15 protein-coding genes are annotated in these 16,040 nt (G+C 73.1%); 8 read left to right on the plus strand and 7 right to left on the minus strand.

The window, feature by feature from the left end:
• Positions 1 to 9: 9 nt before the first annotated feature.
• From AB0G01_RS26200 to AB0G01_RS26230, 7 genes are all read left to right on the plus strand, one after another.
• Positions 10 to 1,254, plus strand: coding sequence for an extracellular solute-binding protein (locus AB0G01_RS26200; RefSeq protein WP_360950147.1), 1,245 nt, complete (start codon positions 10 to 12; stop codon positions 1,252 to 1,254).
• Positions 1,251 to 2,144 (plus strand): sugar ABC transporter permease, encoded by an 894-nt coding sequence (locus AB0G01_RS26205; protein WP_360950150.1) that lies wholly within the window; start codon positions 1,251 to 1,253, stop codon positions 2,142 to 2,144. Before AB0G01_RS26200 ends, AB0G01_RS26205 begins: the two co-directional genes overlap by 4 nt.
• Positions 2,144 to 2,929 carry a carbohydrate ABC transporter permease gene (locus AB0G01_RS26210; protein WP_360950153.1) on the plus strand — a complete coding sequence of 262 codons (786 nt, stop codon included), beginning with the start codon at positions 2,144 to 2,146 and terminating at the stop codon, positions 2,927 to 2,929. Before AB0G01_RS26205 ends, AB0G01_RS26210 begins: the two co-directional genes overlap by 1 nt.
• Before the next feature lie 598 nt (positions 2,930 to 3,527).
• Positions 3,528 to 3,716: a hypothetical protein gene (locus AB0G01_RS26215; protein ID WP_360950156.1), complete on the plus strand. Its 189-nt coding sequence runs from the start codon at positions 3,528 to 3,530 to the stop codon at positions 3,714 to 3,716.
• A gap of 85 nt (positions 3,717 to 3,801) precedes the next feature.
• Complete coding sequence (locus AB0G01_RS26220) at positions 3,802 to 4,476, plus strand: hypothetical protein (RefSeq protein WP_360950158.1); 675 nt, start codon at positions 3,802 to 3,804, stop codon at positions 4,474 to 4,476.
• A complete protein-coding gene (locus AB0G01_RS26225) occupies positions 4,473 to 5,378 on the plus strand; it encodes a hypothetical protein (protein ID WP_360950160.1) in 906 nt (301 codons plus the stop codon). Before AB0G01_RS26220 ends, AB0G01_RS26225 begins: the two co-directional genes overlap by 4 nt.
• Positions 5,375 to 6,433, plus strand: coding sequence for a serine hydrolase domain-containing protein (locus AB0G01_RS26230; RefSeq protein ID WP_360950162.1), 1,059 nt, complete (start codon positions 5,375 to 5,377; stop codon positions 6,431 to 6,433). The genes AB0G01_RS26225 and AB0G01_RS26230 overlap by 4 nt, the downstream gene beginning before the upstream one ends.
• Here AB0G01_RS26230 and AB0G01_RS26235 read toward each other — a convergent pair.
• The 4 genes from AB0G01_RS26235 to AB0G01_RS26250 all read right to left on the minus strand — a co-directional run bounded on the left by AB0G01_RS26235 (position 6,385) and on the right by AB0G01_RS26250 (position 11,055).
• A complete protein-coding gene (locus AB0G01_RS26235) occupies positions 6,385 to 7,533 on the minus strand; it encodes an acyl-CoA dehydrogenase family protein (RefSeq protein ID WP_360950164.1) in 1,149 nt (382 codons plus the stop codon). The two genes, AB0G01_RS26230 and AB0G01_RS26235, sit on opposite strands and share 49 nt — an antisense overlap.
• 280 nt (positions 7,534 to 7,813) lie before the next feature.
• A complete protein-coding gene (locus AB0G01_RS26240; RefSeq protein ID WP_360950167.1) occupies positions 7,814 to 9,085 on the minus strand; it encodes a protein kinase in 1,272 nt (423 codons plus the stop codon).
• Positions 9,086 to 9,406: 321 nt separating this feature from the next.
• The gene (locus tag AB0G01_RS26245) at positions 9,407 to 10,003 is read right to left on the minus strand and encodes a hypothetical protein (RefSeq protein WP_360950170.1); all 597 of its coding nucleotides are present in this window, start codon (positions 10,001 to 10,003) and stop codon (positions 9,407 to 9,409) included.
• Between the two features lie 377 nt (positions 10,004 to 10,380).
• A complete protein-coding gene (locus tag AB0G01_RS26250; protein WP_360950173.1) occupies positions 10,381 to 11,055 on the minus strand; it encodes a universal stress protein in 675 nt (224 codons plus the stop codon).
• A gap of 179 nt (positions 11,056 to 11,234) precedes the next feature.
• Between AB0G01_RS26250 and AB0G01_RS26255 the strand changes: the two genes are divergently transcribed.
• Positions 11,235 to 11,459 carry a hypothetical protein gene (locus AB0G01_RS26255; protein WP_360950176.1) on the plus strand — a complete coding sequence of 75 codons (225 nt, stop codon included), beginning with the start codon at positions 11,235 to 11,237 and terminating at the stop codon, positions 11,457 to 11,459.
• A 173-nt stretch (positions 11,460 to 11,632) separates the two neighbouring features.
• Here the strand turns inward: AB0G01_RS26255 and AB0G01_RS26260 are convergent, their stop codons facing one another.
• From AB0G01_RS26260 to AB0G01_RS26270, 3 genes are read right to left on the minus strand one after another with little or no spacing between them, the layout of a single operon-like run.
• Positions 11,633 to 13,783, minus strand: coding sequence for a hypothetical protein (locus AB0G01_RS26260; protein ID WP_360950179.1), 2,151 nt, complete (start codon positions 13,781 to 13,783; stop codon positions 11,633 to 11,635).
• Positions 13,746 to 14,549: a protein phosphatase 2C domain-containing protein gene (locus AB0G01_RS26265; RefSeq protein ID WP_360950182.1), complete on the minus strand. Its 804-nt coding sequence runs from the start codon at positions 14,547 to 14,549 to the stop codon at positions 13,746 to 13,748. Before AB0G01_RS26265 ends, AB0G01_RS26260 begins: the two co-directional genes overlap by 38 nt.
• 8 nt (positions 14,550 to 14,557) lie before the next feature.
• Positions 14,558 to 15,394, minus strand: a complete 837-nt coding sequence (locus AB0G01_RS26270; protein WP_360950185.1) for a vWA domain-containing protein — start codon at positions 15,392 to 15,394, stop codon at positions 14,558 to 14,560.
• Positions 15,395 to 16,040 lie beyond the last annotated feature (646 nt).

A 16,040-nucleotide genomic window follows, 5' to 3' on the forward strand; every position in this document is an offset into this window, starting at 1 on the left:
GGGTGTGTGATGGGCGCGGAACTGGGTCGTCGATCGTTCTTGCTGGTCGCGGGCATGCTGGGGCTCGCGGCGTGCGGGTCGGACACAGGTCGGGGCGGATCGGCCGACGGTACGTTGAAGCACTGGTACCACGCGTACGGCGAGGACGGCGTGCAGGACGCGGTGCGCCGCTACGCGGCCGGGTACCCGAACGCGAAAGTCGAGGTGCAGTGGAATCCCGGCGATTACGACTCCAAGATCGTCACCGCGCTCCAGAACAGCGCGGTGCCCGACGTGTTCGAGGCGCAGCTCAAGGTCGACTGGGTGCGGCAGCGGCAGGTCGTGCCGCTGGACGGCCTGCTCGGTGACGCCGGGGACGACTTCGTCCGCGCGCTGCTGGACTCCCAGACCGTCGACGGCCACCTCTACGGCATCCCGCAGGCCATCGACACCCAGGTGCTGTACTACCGGCCGAGCCTGCTCCGCGAGGCCGGCATCGCCCCGCCCACCACCGTCGACGAGCTGCTGGACGCCGCGCGGCGGCTCACCACCGGGGGAGTGCGCGGCCTGTTCGCCGGCAACGACGGCGGAGTCGCCGTGCTCACCGCACCGCTGCTGTGGTCGGCGGGGCTGGACCTCCTGTCCCCGGACGGCAGGGCACCCGGTTTCGACGACCCGCGCGCGGCGGTGGCGTTCGGCAAGCTCCGCGACCTGAACCGGGGCGGCGGCCTGCTGCTCGGCGCGCCCACCGACTGGGCCGACCCCGGCGCGTTCGTGGACGGGCTCGTCGCCATGCAGTGGACCGGGCTGTGGAACCTGCCGAAGATCGTGGCGGCGCACGGCGACGACGTCGGCGTGCTCGCCTTCCCGAGCTTGGACGCGGACGGGGCGGACTCGGTGCCGGTCGGGGCGTACAGCGCGATGGTGAACGCGCGCAGCGCCGACGTCGACGCGGCCAAGGACTACGTCAAGTGGCTGTGGGTGGACAAGACCGACCACCAGGCCGAGTTCGCCACCGCGTTCGGTGCCCACCTGCCGGCGCGCCGGAGCCTGGCGGAACGCGCACCGCGGTTCGACTCGGGCCCCGGCCGCGACATCGCCGGGTTCGTCACGGCCGGCGGGCGCATCGCCGCACCCGCGCGCTGGTCGGCGCGGTCGAACACGGCGCTGTCCGACGCGGTGTCCAGGATCGCGCGGCAGGGTGCCGACGCCCCGGCGGAACTCCGCGCGGCGCTCGACGTGGCGCGGACCGAGCTCGCGCGGCTCGACCGGTGAGCGGGCGGCGCTCCGCGCTCGCGTTCTGGGGGTTCGTCGGACCGTTCGCCCTGGGGTTGCTGGTCTTCACGTACGTGCCGATCGGCTGGAGCGCCTACCTGAGCTTCTTCGACGCGCACAACACCGTGACGCCGACGGAGTTCGTGGGTCTCGCGAACTACGTCGACGTGCTCACCGACCGGGCTTTTCTGGACAGCATCGGCACGTTCACCGCGTTCGCGGCGCTCGTCATCCCGGTCACGGTGGTCCTGTCGCTGGCGCTCGCGCTGCTGGTGGACCAGGTCCGGATCGCGAAGACCTTCTTCCGGTCGGTGTTCTTCCTGCCGTTCGCGTGCTCCTACGTGGTGGCGGCGCTGGTGTGGAAGTCCTCGCTGTTCTCCGGGCTGGGCAGCGGGGAGGTGAACACCGCGCTCGGCTGGTTCGGCGTCGACCCGCAGGCGTGGATCGGCACGGTCGACCCGCCGCTGTACTGGGTCGTGCTCGTCACCGCCCGGCTGTGGCTGCAACTCGGCTTCTACCTGGTGCTGTTCCTCGCGGCGCTGCAACGGATTCCGGCCCACCGCTACGAGGCCGCGTGGATCGACGGCGCGTCGCCGGGGTGGCAGACGTTCCGGCACGTCACGCTGCCCGGCCTGCGCGGGGTGCTGGTCGCCGTGCTCGTGCTGAACCTGATCAACGCGTACCAGGCGTTCGACGAGTTCTACAACATCCTCGGCGACTCGCGCGGCTACCCGCCGTTCGCGCGCCCGCCCCTGGTCTACCTCTACCACACCGCGCTCGGGTCGGGCGGCCAGGACCTCGGGCGGGGCAGCGCGGGCGCGGTGGTGCTGGCGCTGGTGATCGCCTTGGCGACCCTGTTGTCCGGCAAGGTGTTCCGGAGGGCGGGCTGATGCGGCCGATCGGGTACCGGAGTCCTTTGCGGACGGTCGCGCGCGGGGTGGCGCTGGTGGTCACGGCGGCGCTGTTCCTAATGCCGTTCGTCGTCCTGGTCCGGGACGGCGTGGCCGCGCTGCCGAGGGTGTTCGCCGACGACGAGGTCCCGTTCGCCCGCAGCCTCGTCAACTCGACCGCGGTGGCGGTGTCGCAGACCCTGGGCCAACTGCTGCTGTGCTCGACGGCCGGCTACGGCCTGGCGCGGATTCCGTTCCGGGGCGAACCGGCGGTGCGGTACGCGGTCGTGGCGACGCTGCTGGTGCCGACCGCCGTCACGTTCGTGCCGTCCTTCGTGGTGGTGTCGAGCCTCGGCTGGGTGTCGGACCTGCGCGGGCTGGTGGTGCCGGGCCTGTTCAGCGCGGTGAACGTGTTCCTGTTCCGCCAGTACTTCCTGGACTTCCCGGTCGCGTTGGAGGACGCGGGCCGGCTGGACGGCCTGTCCCGGTGGGGCGTCTTCCGGCGCGTGGTGGTCCCGAACTCGACGGGGATCTTCGCCGCGATCGCGGTCATCGACTTCATCGGGAGCTGGAACCAGTTCCTGTGGCCCCTCGTCATCGCGCAGGACTCGTCCTCCTGGACCGTGCAGGTGGCGTTGTCGAGCCTGCTCACCGCCCAGAACCCGGAGGTGGAGCTCCTCTTCGCGGCGGCGGCCGTGTCCATCCTGCCGATCGTGCTCGTCTTCGTCCTGCTCCAGCGGCACCTCGTCCGCGGCGTCACCGAATCCGGTCTCACCGGCAACTAGTCGTTGGCGTGCAACCGGAAGAGTGATGGCGCTATCCGGAAACCCTTGTGCGGCAATAGAGTCGGTGCCGGGTAGGCGGGGATCGGCTCCCCGCCGCTGGCTACGGTGCGTGATGTCCAGCGTGCCCGTCCGGGACCGCTCGCGGGGGTGTCGGGTAACCGTGTGGACGGTCGGGCGGTGTGCGGAGCGCCTGCCGAGTGCTCTCGGCGCACCCCGTCCGGCGGTCCGGAACTCGCCGCCGACGAAACCTCCGCTCTTGCTGCTTCGCCTTCTGTGCACTATTTTCCGCGCCCCGCCGGTGCTGTTCGTCGCTTGTGGAACGGGCGCTCGTCCGGTGTCCGGCGAACTACCGGACCCGGCTCCGGCCGACCGCTGCGCCAGGCGGGTGCGACCCACCGCGATTGGTGTCGGAGCGTGAGTTTTTCGGTGCTGTGAATCTCCTTCGGGTAGCTCGGTGTCACCTGCACGGGTGGTAGGGGCCGGAATCGGCGGTGCGGGCGGGACGGATGCGCCGAGCTGTGCTGCACTCGATTGGCAAGGCACACGGGGCACCGGGACGCCGAGCGTTTCGGTGCCCCAACCGGAGAGGGAGACTTTCATGACCGTTCGTACCTTGATCCGCCCGGTGGCAGCGCCGACGGACATCGCGGAGCTCAGCACGTTGATGGTGGAGTCGGAGTCCGCCGTGGCGGACCCGCCGCTGCCCGAGCCGAACGCCGCCGGCGCGCTCCTGCTCGGCCTGCTCCTGGCGCTGTCGCCGGGGACACCGAAGGAACCGCGCAAGTAGGCAGTGCCCGGGGCCTCGTGCCCCGGGATCTCGTCAGTGGCTGATCGGTCGACGCTAGGAGGGGTTCGTGGACTCATCGTCCTGTGTGCGTGGTGCAGCGCACCTGGCCGATCGTGTGCTGGGCGCGCTGCGAGGCAGTGGCGGCGTGGGTCTGGCCGAGTTCCTGGACTCGTGCGCCGACCCGACCAGCGGCTTGGGGGCGGTCCGGTTGGTGGGTGGCGACGTCTTTCTGCCGCACGTCGTACTGGACCGCCCCTTGAGCAGCCAGGACGCGGAGGTCGTCGCGGCGTCCTTCGAGGTGTTCCCGCCGGTGGTCGCGCCGGCCACCCACGAGCAGCGGGTGATGGCGTGGTGCGACTGGTCGACCACGCGGGAGCTGGCCCGCCTCTCCGGCGACGCGCCCGTCGCGACGCCGGAGGACCCGGTCGCCGTGCTCGGTCCGGTGCGGGAGTGGGCGCGCTGGTCGATCGCGGTCGCCCAGCTCTCGTCCCTGGCCTACCCCGGAGCGGCCGGCCCCGTGGTGGAGGCCGTGCGGGCGCAACCGGTGGCCCTGTGCCGAGGTGCCGTGCGGACGGTGCTGCGCCGGGACTTCGGCACCGCGAGCCGGCTGGCCCGCTGGGTCGCCTTCCTGCACGCCGCCGGCATCCCGCTGCCGCTCGACCCGGCCCTGCTGGTCGGGCACATCGGACTGCGCGTCGGCGCGGAGCCGCGCCGACTGCTCGACCTCGCCGTCGCCCGACACCTCGTGGAGGTCGCATGACCACCGTGGCCCGTCTCGCCCACGACGTCACGGGAGGTGCTCTCGTCTGGCTGCACGCCAACCGCCGGTTCGGCGCGTTCGAGGACGAGACCAATTCCGACATCAACGACCCGGACGACGTCTACAAGCCGCTGTGCGAGCTGGCCCTGGCCGCGTCGCTGGTCCTGCGCGACGGCGTGGCCGGCACCGCCGAGCTGCGCGCGGCGCGCGAGCTGCTGGAGTTCACCTGGCGGCAGTTGCGCGACGGCGACCTGCTCTACGAGCGCCAACTGCGGCACCCGCTGCTGACCGACCCGCTGGAGACCTACTCCCACCACGGGCGCAGCGGTTTCCGCCACGAGGTGCTGGAGGAGGCCATCGCGCTGGGCTCGGCCGCCGACTCGATGACCGAGGTGCTGCCCAACCGCCGGCTGGCGGTGGCCAACGCCCACCGCGTGCTGGACGTGCCCCGGGACGACGACCTCCCGGCGATGTTCCGGCAGACGTGGCTGGGCCGGACGCCGCAGCCGTGGGTGCTGGACTGGTACACCGCCTACCAGATGACCCACTCGGTCTTCCACATCACCGACTGGGGCGCGATCCCCGACGGCCTGCCGGCGGACGTCGCCGAGTACCTGGAAACCTGGCTGCCGGTGTGGTTCGACGTGTGGGCCGAGGCGGGGCAGTGGGACCTGATCGGCGAGTTGCTGATCGTGAGCGCCTGCCTGCCCGAGCCGAGGTGCGTCGAGGCCGAGTGGGAGCTGTTCGCGAAACTCCAGCACGAGGACGGGTTCATGCCCCGGGACGCCGACCCGATCTCCGACGACGAGCGCCAGCGCTACGCCGACCACCAGCACACGTCGGTGGTGGCGGCGGTCGCGGGCACGGTCGCGCTGTCCCGGCTGCTCGGCAGGGATGGGTGAAGGAACTCCTCCGAGGACTCCCGGCGGCGGCGGGCGGCGCGACCGGTGTCGCCGTCGCCGTGCTCGATCGCGGCCGGGAGCGGGTCCTGGTCGGCGGCACGACGGACCGGGGGCGATCGCGCCCGGTGACCGGGCGCACCCGCTTCGAGATCGGCTCGCTGACCAAGACGTTCACCGGGCTGCTGCTGGCCGAGATGGCCGAGCGGGGCGAGGTGCGCCTGACCGACCCCGTCCGGCGGCTGCTGCCGCCGGGCGCGGCACCCGGGATGAGCCGCGAGGTCACCCTGGAGACCCTGGCCACGCACACCTCCGGCCTGCCGCACCTGCCGCCCGGCCTGTGGTGGCGGGCGCTGCCGCGCTGGCGGACCGACCCCTACCGCGATTACGGCCCCGCCGACCTGGCCGCCGCGCTGCGCCGCACCCACCCCGGGCCGCCGGGCCGGTTCCGCTACTCGAACTTCGGCGCGGCGCTGCTGGGCGGGCTGCTGGCCCGCGCGGGCGGCCGGCCGTTCGAGGACCTGCTGGTCGACCGCGTGGTGCGCCCGCTGGGCCTGGTCGACACCGGGTTCGGGGCGCAACCCCAGGTCACCGGGTACCTGCGGGGCCGGCCGCGCCCACCGTGGACCATGCCGGGGATGCCCGGGGCGGGGGCCCTGCGCTCCTCGGCGGTCGACCTGCTGCGCTACCTGACCGCGCACCTGACGCCGGGCACGACCGCGCTGGGCACGACCGCGCTGGGGGAGGCCCTGGCCGCCGTCGCCCGGCCCCGGGTGACGGCCGGTGACCACGAGGTGTGCCTGGTCTGGAACCTGCGCCGGCGGGCGGGCCGCGAGCTGCTGTTCCACTCCGGGGCCACCCGGGGCTGCACGTCGTTCGCCGCGTTCAGCCCGGGGGCCGGGTTCGCGTTCGCGGCCCTGGCCAACGCCGGGCCGACCGTCGGCAGCTCGTTCGTGCAGCGCGCCTACGAGGTGGCGTGGGAGCTGCTCGACCAGGTGGAGGTCGACCGCTACAGCAGGGGCGTGCTCGGTGCGACGCCGCACAGCGCCCGGCCGTAGTGCTCGATGCCGGTGGTGGGGACCATGATCGCGTGCGTCGCCAACGCCTGGACGTCCCGGGAGATCTGGTGGATCGGGTTCTTCGTGGCGATGCCCGAGGCTCCCGAGGCCAGCCGCAGCACTTCCACCGCCTCGGTGCAGAGCCGTGACGCGTAACCCGCCAGGCCCCACACCCGCGCCCGGTCTTCTTCGTCGCACAGCACCCCCGCGGCGATGCGCTCGTCGAGGAGGTCGGCGGCCTGCTCGGCCAGCAGGCGGGCCGAGTCGATCTTGAACCGGGTCTCGGCGACCTGGTGGTGGGTGATCGGGGCGTCGCGGTGGTGGGCGTAGCCGGTGTAGGCGACCTGACCGCGACGCGGGAGACGTGCCAGGTACAGCTCGTACGCGGTTTCCGCCATGCCGACGAACGACGCGACGCCGCTGGTGAGCAGGTAGGGCAGCGGCGGGTGGCGGAAGACGGGGGAGTCCGCGTTGCGCTCGCTGCGGTGGGTCTGGTCGAGCAACCGCATCGTCGGGATGGCGTGCCGGTGCGGGACGAAGACGTCCTGGCCGGACACGGTGTTGCTGCCGGTGCCCTCCATGCCGCTGACGTACCAGTCGTCCTCGATGGTCACGTCCGGTGCGGAGAGCAGGAAGTGGGTCAGTTCACCGCCCTCGACCACGGCGGGTTGCAGCAGGTACGAGGCGTCCAGGCAACCGCTGTTGAACGGCCAGCGGCCGGACACGGCGTAGCCGCCGTCGACGGGCACCGCCCGGCCGGGCAGGGCGAGGGTGGCGCAGTGGAACGCCTCGGGATCGGCGTAGACCTCCTCCTGCACCTCGTCGGGGAACTTGGCGAGCAGGAAGACGGCGTCGGTGTAGATGGTCGAGACCCAGGCGGTGGAACCGCAGCCGCGCGCGACCTCCACGAGGGCCGCGAACTTCGTGCGCATGTCGCTTTCGAGACCGCCGAAGTGCCGGGGCAGGCCCGCGCGGTAGAGGCCCGCTTCACGCAGCGCGTCGAGGTTCTCGCGGGGGACGCGGCGGTCCTCGGTGCACCGCGCGGCGTTGGCCCGGAGCAGCGGGACGAGCGCGCGCACCCGGTCGACGAGATCCGGCATCTGGCCTCCCGCGTCGGTAGCCCGGACGTTCGGTGAGCCACTGTGCCATAGGGGATCTTCGCTGTCGGGTGCGTCGTGGGCATGGCACCCGAACGGTCCTGGCGACGCTCACCCCCGGTGCCGCACGCGGCCGTGCCACTGGGCCGATCGAGCCGTCGGGGCCTCGACATGGACGAACCCGGGTGCGTCCCGAGAGGTTCGCCGCCGGGCATCCGGCCGCCGGAGTGCGGGCTCCCGGCCGGTCACCGTCCTCTGAGGACAGTGGGCGGATCGGCCTCGCTCAGTCCTCCACCTCGTCCGGCGGCAGCGTCGACGTGCCGGGCGCGGGGCTGCTCGCGGACGTCTCGGTCGTGGGGGCCGGCGAATCGGACGTCTCCGGCGCGGTGGAAGCCGTGGTGGTGGTGACGACGGTCGTCGGGATGCTCGTGGGGGCGACCGTGGTGTCCGGCACCGGCGCGGGCTCCTGGGCGGCGGGCTCGGTGGTCGACGTGGTGGGCTGGGGGAGGTCCGTCGAGCGCGTGACCCCGACGAGCTGCGGCCGTGCCTCCTCCTGGGGGGCGTCCGCCGACGCCTGGGGCGGGGCGGGCTGCGTGGCCGGACCGGTGGGCGTGGACGACGCCGGGGTCAGCACCGAACTCGTGGCGAAGGTGATGGCCAGCGCGCCGACGAGCAGGCCCGCCGACGCGGCGAGCACCTTCAACGACCGGGGCGCGGCGTGGGCCGGCGACGGGCGGGGCACGACGTGCCTCGTGGTCCCCTGGTGGACCTCCACCCGCTGCGGAGCCGGGACGGCGAACGGGAGGACGAGCGGGACCGGGGCCGTGACGGCGGGCTGGATCTCGCCCAGGACGTGCGCGCAGGCGCGGGCCGGCGGCCGGTCCTGCGGTACCGGGGAGGTCATCCGCGACAGCAGGTCCTGAAGCCTGGGGGGCAGGTCACCGGGGACCTCGGCCGGCCGGCCCGCCGGGTCGCGGCCGGCGAGGCACTCCAGCAGGATCACGCCGAGGGCGTGCACGTCGGTCGCGCCGCTGGGCGGCTGCTCGGGGGAGCCCGCCCGGGGCTGCGGTACCGCGCGGGCCGGGTGCCCGAGGCTGAAATCGGCCAGGCACGCCACGCCCTCGTCGTCCACCAGGATGTTGGTCGCGCGCACTTCGCCGTGCACCAGCCGGTGGGAGTGCACGTGGTCCAGCGCGTCGGCGAGCTCGGTGCCGAGCCGGCACACCTGGTCCACCGGCAGCGGGCCCTGGTCAACCAGCTCCCGCAGGGTGGGGCCCTCGACGAGGCGCAGGACGATGAACCTGGAGCCCTCGTGCACGTCGGTGTCGTAGATCGAGGCGAGGCTCGGGTGGGACAGCCGGGCCAGGGCACCGACCTCCTCGTCGAAGCGCCTGCCCGCCGCCGGATCGGTCATCGGTGCGAACACCTTGACCGCCACGTGCCGCCGCAGCAGCTCGTCCCAGGCCCGGTGGGCTCTCACGGTGTCACCCGCGCCGATCGGTTCGAGCAGCCGGTACCGGCCTGCCAACAGGTCCGTGTCGAGCGACCGTGACACCGTCACACCTCCCGTCGAGTTTGGCGGCTTGCTCCCCGGTTGCCCCGGTGGGGGAACCGACAAACACCGGTGGAGCCACCTTTGTCGGGACGAGTGCGTGATTCGAGTTGGGTCAAGAGTGAATAGCGCCCGCGATGGGGGAGGGACCGGGAATGATCGGGTCGCGACCTCGCGGAAGTACCCGAGAAATTCTCTCGTCTCCGGTGGGGTGCGCCGGAAGTCCTGGCCGCGCGGTGGGCTGCTGATCGGAATCGTCCCAGCACAGAGGGTGTTGGTGTGCCTCGGGTGCGCCTCGGGTGTGCCTCCGCCGGGCACCGGTGATCAGTCCGGTGTGAGGCGGTGGCGTTTATCGCGGAACGGCAGGACTTTCGCGGTCGGACAGGCTTTGCGCAGGGCAGTCAGCAGATCACCGGGATCGTGCCCGGGTCGGGGGCCCCAGGCGCTGGTGCGGTATTTCCGGCGGGAGAAGCGGATTTCCACCACGTGCCAGCCGTTGGTCTCGCCGCCGGTGTAGCCGAGCAGCAGGGGGCGGAGCGCGGTGACCCTGTCCAGCGGGCGGGTGACCGGCCTGCCGCTCGTGCGCACCAGCGTGATCGTCCCCGCCGGGCCGGGCTCGACGTGGACGCGCACCAGCCCCCGCGCCCGGGACCGCATGAGCAGTCCGAGGGGGAGCACGATGGGTGACATCCCGACCGCGAGGAAGAAGCCGACGGGATGGGCGAGGCCGAGCGCCGCGCAGCCCGCCGTCACCGCGAACGACCACCAGAACTCCTTGCGCAGGCCGGCGCGGGGCTCCGCGGTGCCGAGCCAGTCGAACGGCGCGGCACCCTCGCCCGGCGGCCGGCCCTCGTCGTCCGGGGTCGCCGGTCCGCGCACGGGCTGCGGCAACTCCGCGCGCCCCGGTCTCCAGATGCCCATACCGGGACGGTAGGGGCGGGCGCTCATCCGGGGCAGGGGGAAGTTTCCGCCACTGGTCGCGACCTCGGCCCCCGTTGGGCGACGTCGGGGACGGCGCGGGACGGGCGAGCGCGGCCGGCGCGGCGCAGGCGTCGGCGCGACGCGGCCGGTCAGGAGGGCCTCTACCGCAGTACCCACTATCCGAATAATGCTCATTATCTCACCGGAGGCGCGGTGACCGGCGACCCGTCGAGCTCCGGCGACTGGTCGCGGCGCAGATCGGCGGCCCTCACGGCGGCGGTCACGCTCGGCTGACCGAGACCTCCGACTCCGTCATCGCCGAGGTCATCGCCGGGGTCTTCGCCGCTCCGGAGATCGCACGGCTCCGCGACCGGCGGTCAGCGCGTGCCGCCGACGGGGTTGCGGGGTGAGGGGATGTGTCCGCCGAGTGTGTCGGAGGGTGCGCGGCGAGTCACGAACACCGGGCACCGGGCGTGGTGCAGCGCGGCGCGGGTGGTGGGGCCGGAGTCGGCCACGACCAGGAGGTCCGTGTCGGCGTAGCGGGTGATCGCCTCGTGCGGGTGCATGCGGGCCAGCACCGACGTGTGCCGGATTCCCCGCAGGACGTGGTCGGCGTGGGCGAGCGGCCACTCCGGGTGGTCGGCCCGGACGGACAGGGGCGGGCTCGCGTGCAGGACGCGCAGCGCCGCACCGCGCTGCCCGGCCAGGTTGGCGGCGCGCGTCACCACCCGGTCGTCGTCCGAACCGGTGATCAGGGCGGTGACCCGGTGGTGGGTGGTCGGCACCACGCCGCGCACCACCACGACGTCGCACGTCGCGTGGTCCACCAGCGCCAGCACGTGCCGGCGCACGGTCGTCGGACCGCTGCCGGCCTGGGCGAGCACCAGCAGCCCGGCCCGGCGCGGCACGCCCGCCGGGGTCGGGTGCACCTCGACCGGCGCGCCGGTGTAGCGGGCGTGCTCGGCGGCCCAGTGCCGCGCGGGGTCGTCGGGGTCGGTGCGCCCGGTCGCCACGACCACCGGGGGAGCGGGGGAGATGACCAGGTTGTCCATGTCCGCCACCCTGCTCCGCCGAGGCCGGTCGCGGCAGGGCCGGGAGGGTGCGGCCGGCCCGGCGTACCGGTGGGCCCTTCGGTCGACCCCCGGTGTAACCGGTTGGTCCTGTCCGCCGATACAGCCGGTGATGGGATGGGGGCGCGGTGGGTGGAACGGAGAGCGGCGAAGACTCGGTGATGCGGTTTTCGTTGGCGGGCCTGGTGATGGCCGCGGTGACGAATCTGGTCGTGGCGGTGTCGGACGCGGTCGTCTGGGCCTGGTGGGTGGCCGGTGGCTGCCTGGTGGTCGCGCAGGTGCTCGGCCTGGCCTGGGTGGTGCGCCGCCGACAGGTCCGGGCGCGGGATGTTCCGCGCGAGGACGTCATCCGCGGGCGCAACAGGGCGGGCACGTCGGCGCGTTAGCCGGTGCGTCGTCGGTGCCGGCCGCGCGGCTGCCCCGGGGTCTCCGCGATGACGGACCTGCGAGACCTCATGCCCCCTGCGCAGCGATGAACCCCGGTGCAATAACAGTCCACAGTGGACAGTCCTGATCGGACTTGCCGCACGATCATGCGCGCGCTCGACCGGCCTGTCGGTCAGGTCTTGCCGGTGAGCAGGAACCGGAGGTAGCGCGCGTAGGTGATGGAGCGGTGCACGTCGGTCACCGCCGTGCTGTCGAGCACGGCCTGGTGGGCGCGTTCCAGGACGACGGCGGCTTCGGCCACGGCGCGGTCGTGCTCCACCCGGGTGTGGGCCGTGGCCGAGTTGGCGGCTTTCCGGTGTTCGGCCAGCGCGGCCTGCTCGGCGCGCTGTTCGGCCTGCAACTCCCGGGCCGCCGCGTCGGCCTGGTCCCGGACCGCCCGGTGCTCGGCGTCCAGCGCGGCCCGCTCGGCGGTGGAGCGGTCCCGGAGCTGCCGCAGCTCGGCGGGGTCCAGCTCGGTCGGTCGGTTGCCGTTGGCGATCGTGGTCAGGTTCGCCCGCCACTGGTCGAGGCGACCCGCCTTGACCTCGCCGACCCCGGAGGCGCGCACGCCCTGCCCGTTCGCCAGGACGAAGACCGCCACCCGGTTGGCACCCCGCACGGCGTAGCTGACGCCGACGAAGTCCGCGGCGGTCCGGATGCCGATCGCCTCCAGGTTGGCCGACAGCGCCCGGCCGATGCCGTCGATGCCCGCGTTGCGGACCGGGAACCTCGCCAGGTACGCGCGGAGGTGGTCCTTCTGCCGCAGCGCGAGGAGCCGTTGCTCTTCCAGGTGCAGCCGGGTCGCCGACGCCTGCCGCTCGCGGTCGATCCGGTCCAGGCGCTGCCGCACGGCCTGGTGCTGCGCGCCGGTGCGCTCGTTGTGGCGCTGCTGGAGGGTTCGTCGCCGGTGGTCCTGGTCGGCCTTGAGCTCGTCGCCGGCCCGCGCCAGCCGCCTGGTCTCCCAGGCCAGCCAGTTGGTCCGGGCCACGGCGGCCTCGCGGGCGCGGAGGAGCCGCTTGTGCTCCGCGCGGGCCGCGCGCGCCGGGGTGCGCTCGGGACGCCGGAGGTAGTCCGACGACGTCGCCGCGGCCCACGCGAGGATCGCCGACGCGTCCAGGACGGCGACCGCCGGGTCCACGAAGAGCGCCATCGGCACGCCCAGGGGCAGCAGCACCGACAACAACCACGTCAACGCGGCGGGCAGCGGGGGCCGCCGGTCGAACCGCACCGGCGGTGTCGGGGCGGGCACGTGGTCCCGCACGCGTTCGGCCATCCAGGACGGCAGCGCGGCGCTGACCGCGACCGCGCTCCCGGCCGCGCTCCCGACCGGCGCGGTGGTGCCGACCGGGTCGAGCGGCTCCAGCGGCGGGGGAGCAGCGCGGTGGTGCAGCAGGATGTCGTGGAAGCGCGCGGCCAGGCCGCGCAGGCGCGGGTCCGGGTGGCCGGTCAGGGTGGCGAGCCGGAACGAGTTCGCCGGATCGGTGAAATCGGACTCCGCGAGGAGGAGGTTCTCGGCGTCCTCGTCGCGCAACTGCCGCCACAGCGAGGGGTCGACCGCCAGCGCCACCAGCGACAGGTAGACCACCCAGGACGAGAACCGGTCGATCTCCGGGCCGAAGTCGGCGGCCGTCCGGTCGGGCGACTGGTAGTTGCGGTGCCCGGTCTCGACCGCCGGCAGACCGGCCAGCGCCGGCACGTACACGCCGTCGTAGTCGACCAGCCGCAGCGCGCCGTCCCCGTCCACGAGGATGTTGCCGTGCTGGAGGTCGCCGTGCCCGACGCCCGCCGCCGCGAGGTCCGCCACCAGGGCCGCGAACCGGTCGGCCACCCCCGACAGCGCCACCGGGTCGGCGGCGTTCCGCTCGATCCAGCGGATCAGGCCCAGGCCCTCCACCCATTCCATCCGCAGCACCGGGTACCAGGTGCCCTCGACCATGACGCCGTGGTCGAGGTAGTCGAAACCGACCGTCCACCCGTCGTCCAGGCGGGCCAGGTGGTCGCCGATGGCGCGGTACCGGGCCGCCTGCTCGCGCACCTCGCGGGTGAAGCACTTGACGGCGTAACGGGTTCCCCCGGCGGCGGTCACCGAGAAGACGCCGGCGAAGTTCCCGGAGATCGCGCGCGGGCGGCCCAGCGCGTCGACGCGGACCTCCGCGCCGGCCAGGTCGGTGCCCCGGAAGCACAGCGCGGTGGTCTGCAACGCCTCGACGTAGGTCGCACCGGACGGGAAGGCGCGGCCCGGTTCCTCAGCCGAGGTCCACGTGGACGACGGTGACGTCGTCATTGCGCATCGCCCCCTCCGCGCGCACCCGCTCCAACCACGCCGAGAAACCGTCGAGGTCGCCGTGGGGGGTGAACTCGCCCAGCACCTGCCAGGGCCGTTGCCCGCGCTCGGTCTCGTGCAGGAACCACGCGGCGAGCGCGTCGGTGCACAGGAAGACCTGGTCGCCCTGCTCCGCTTCGCCCGACGCGGTGCGCACGTGCCGCGCCAGCAGCGCGAGGTCCCGCTCGAACGCGTTGACCAGCCCCGGCGAGTTGTCGAAAGCCGCCGACGACTCGACCGGGAACGCGCGCAGCAGCCGGTCGTCCCGGATGTGGAACAGGCAACTGTCGCCCAGGGCGGCGGCGTCCCACCGGGTCGTCGCGGACGGCCCGCCGGCGAACCGCGCGGCGAGCACCGTCGAGTGCGGTCCGCGATCCAGCTTGGGTTGCTCGTACCAGGCGATCGGGCGGTCGTCGGCCTCCCGCGCGGCCACGTACCCGACCAGCCACTCCCGCCACGCCTCCCCGGCGTCGACCAGGGCCGCCGCGAAGCGCTCCCCGTCCCGGAGCACGTCCTCGTCCTCCCGCGCGGCACCGGTGGCGGACGTCGCCAGCAGGGTCGCCCACTCACCCGCCAGCAGGCTCTCCGACGCGCCGTCCGCCACCGCCGCGCACACCGGTCCGGTGAGCCAGTCGTCGGGTTCGCACCGGGGCAGGACGAGGTGGGCGTCCTCGCATTCCCGCGGTGAGTTGCCCTGTTTGGGTGCCCGGAGGGAGGAGGTGTACATACCGCTGGTCAGCGCAGGTCCGTGGCGCGGGTGCCGATGTCCAGGAATTGGACGATCGAGGTGATGTCGGCGTTGTAGACGAACCCCCGGGTCGTTTCGGTGGCCGCGACCCCTTGTTGCAACGCGTAGAAGCGCATGTGCGGCGGCAGGACGCTGGACATGCCGAACAGCGTGCGCGCGTAGGAGTCGGGAAGTGCGGCGTCCGACGTCGGGAATGTGACCGGGACCGAGTTGGTCGCGGAGACGTGGAGGTTGAACAGCAGCGCCGCGCCGTCGGCGCTGACGTGGGTCTGAACGGACCAGGCGGCACTGGTCGGATCGCCGTCGGTGGATTCGCCGTCGGTCAGGTTGAGCACGATCGGCGGGAAGCAGTCGGGGTGTCGGCCCACCCAGTCCGACACCAGTGCCTCGGCGCGTGCCAGCGCCCGGCACATCGGGGTCGCGCCGTGGGCCACCGGGTCCACCCAGACCGGGAAGCCGGTGGTCGTCTCGACGAGCCCGCCCGCCCCGTCCGGTACCTTCTTCACCCGCTTCTCCACCCGGGCCGGCCGGTCCGCCACCTGGCTCAACGGCACCAGTTCCCGGCCGGCGAGCGGCCCGGTGAAGGCCGAGCCGACGGTGTGCCCGTAGCCGATGGCGGCGAGGTGGAAGTAGTCGCGGACGCCCTCCTCCTTCGCGCACTTCACGCTGAGCTCGGCGAGCAGCCGGTTGATGGCGTCGGCGACCACCTCGGACTTGCGCTGCGGCGCACCGCCCCCGATCGGGTCGCTCATCGACGCGGACTGGTCGACGAGGAACACGATGCAGGCCGGGTTGGCCCGGCTGATCTCGGCTGCGTACGTCACCTGGAAGTCCCCCTCGCGCGCACTCGCCCCGGCACCGGGCGGAGGCGCGCTGATCTCGGTCGGCACTACGCTCTGTCGTGAAAATCGACTACGCTTCGTCACCGGCAACGGTGGTGAACGTGGTCGGAACAGCCTGTTGATCACCGGAAATGGTAGCGGCACCCGGTTTCCCCTCATCGTGCGGTCACCGCCCGTCCACCGTTCGGCCCAAGTCGCGGGTGCCGGCCGCCCGGATGCGCCGCGACGCCGGCGCGGGGCGGGTCCGCCGATTGAGACGGGCCGGTCCCGGAGGTCGGCGCGGACCCGTGTTGTGCGGCGCGGTGATCGTGGTCTTTTCCGTACCAGAACGGACCGAAACGGTAGAGGGACGCTCACTTTGAGGGGTGGCCGGCCAGGTGGCCGGGTTATTCCGGCCGACCCGGCTAAAACGTCGGACGACGACCGGGCGGTTCTTGTGGCGTGAGCCATTCGGCGCTCGGTCGGCTACTCCTGGGCAAAAAGTGTTTCGCACGAATCGCGGTACCCGTGCCCGAAGGGCGCTGTCTACATTATTCGAGGTATGTCCCGGGTTCCTCGGACGAGGTGCGGCGGAGGTGCCCGGAAGGGAGCCTGTCCGCCCCGGCCGGGGCCGGAAATGTGGCGGCCG

Source organism: Actinosynnema sp. NPDC023587 (assembly GCF_040640215.1).
Lineage (GTDB): Bacteria > Actinomycetota > Actinomycetes > Mycobacteriales > Pseudonocardiaceae > Actinosynnema.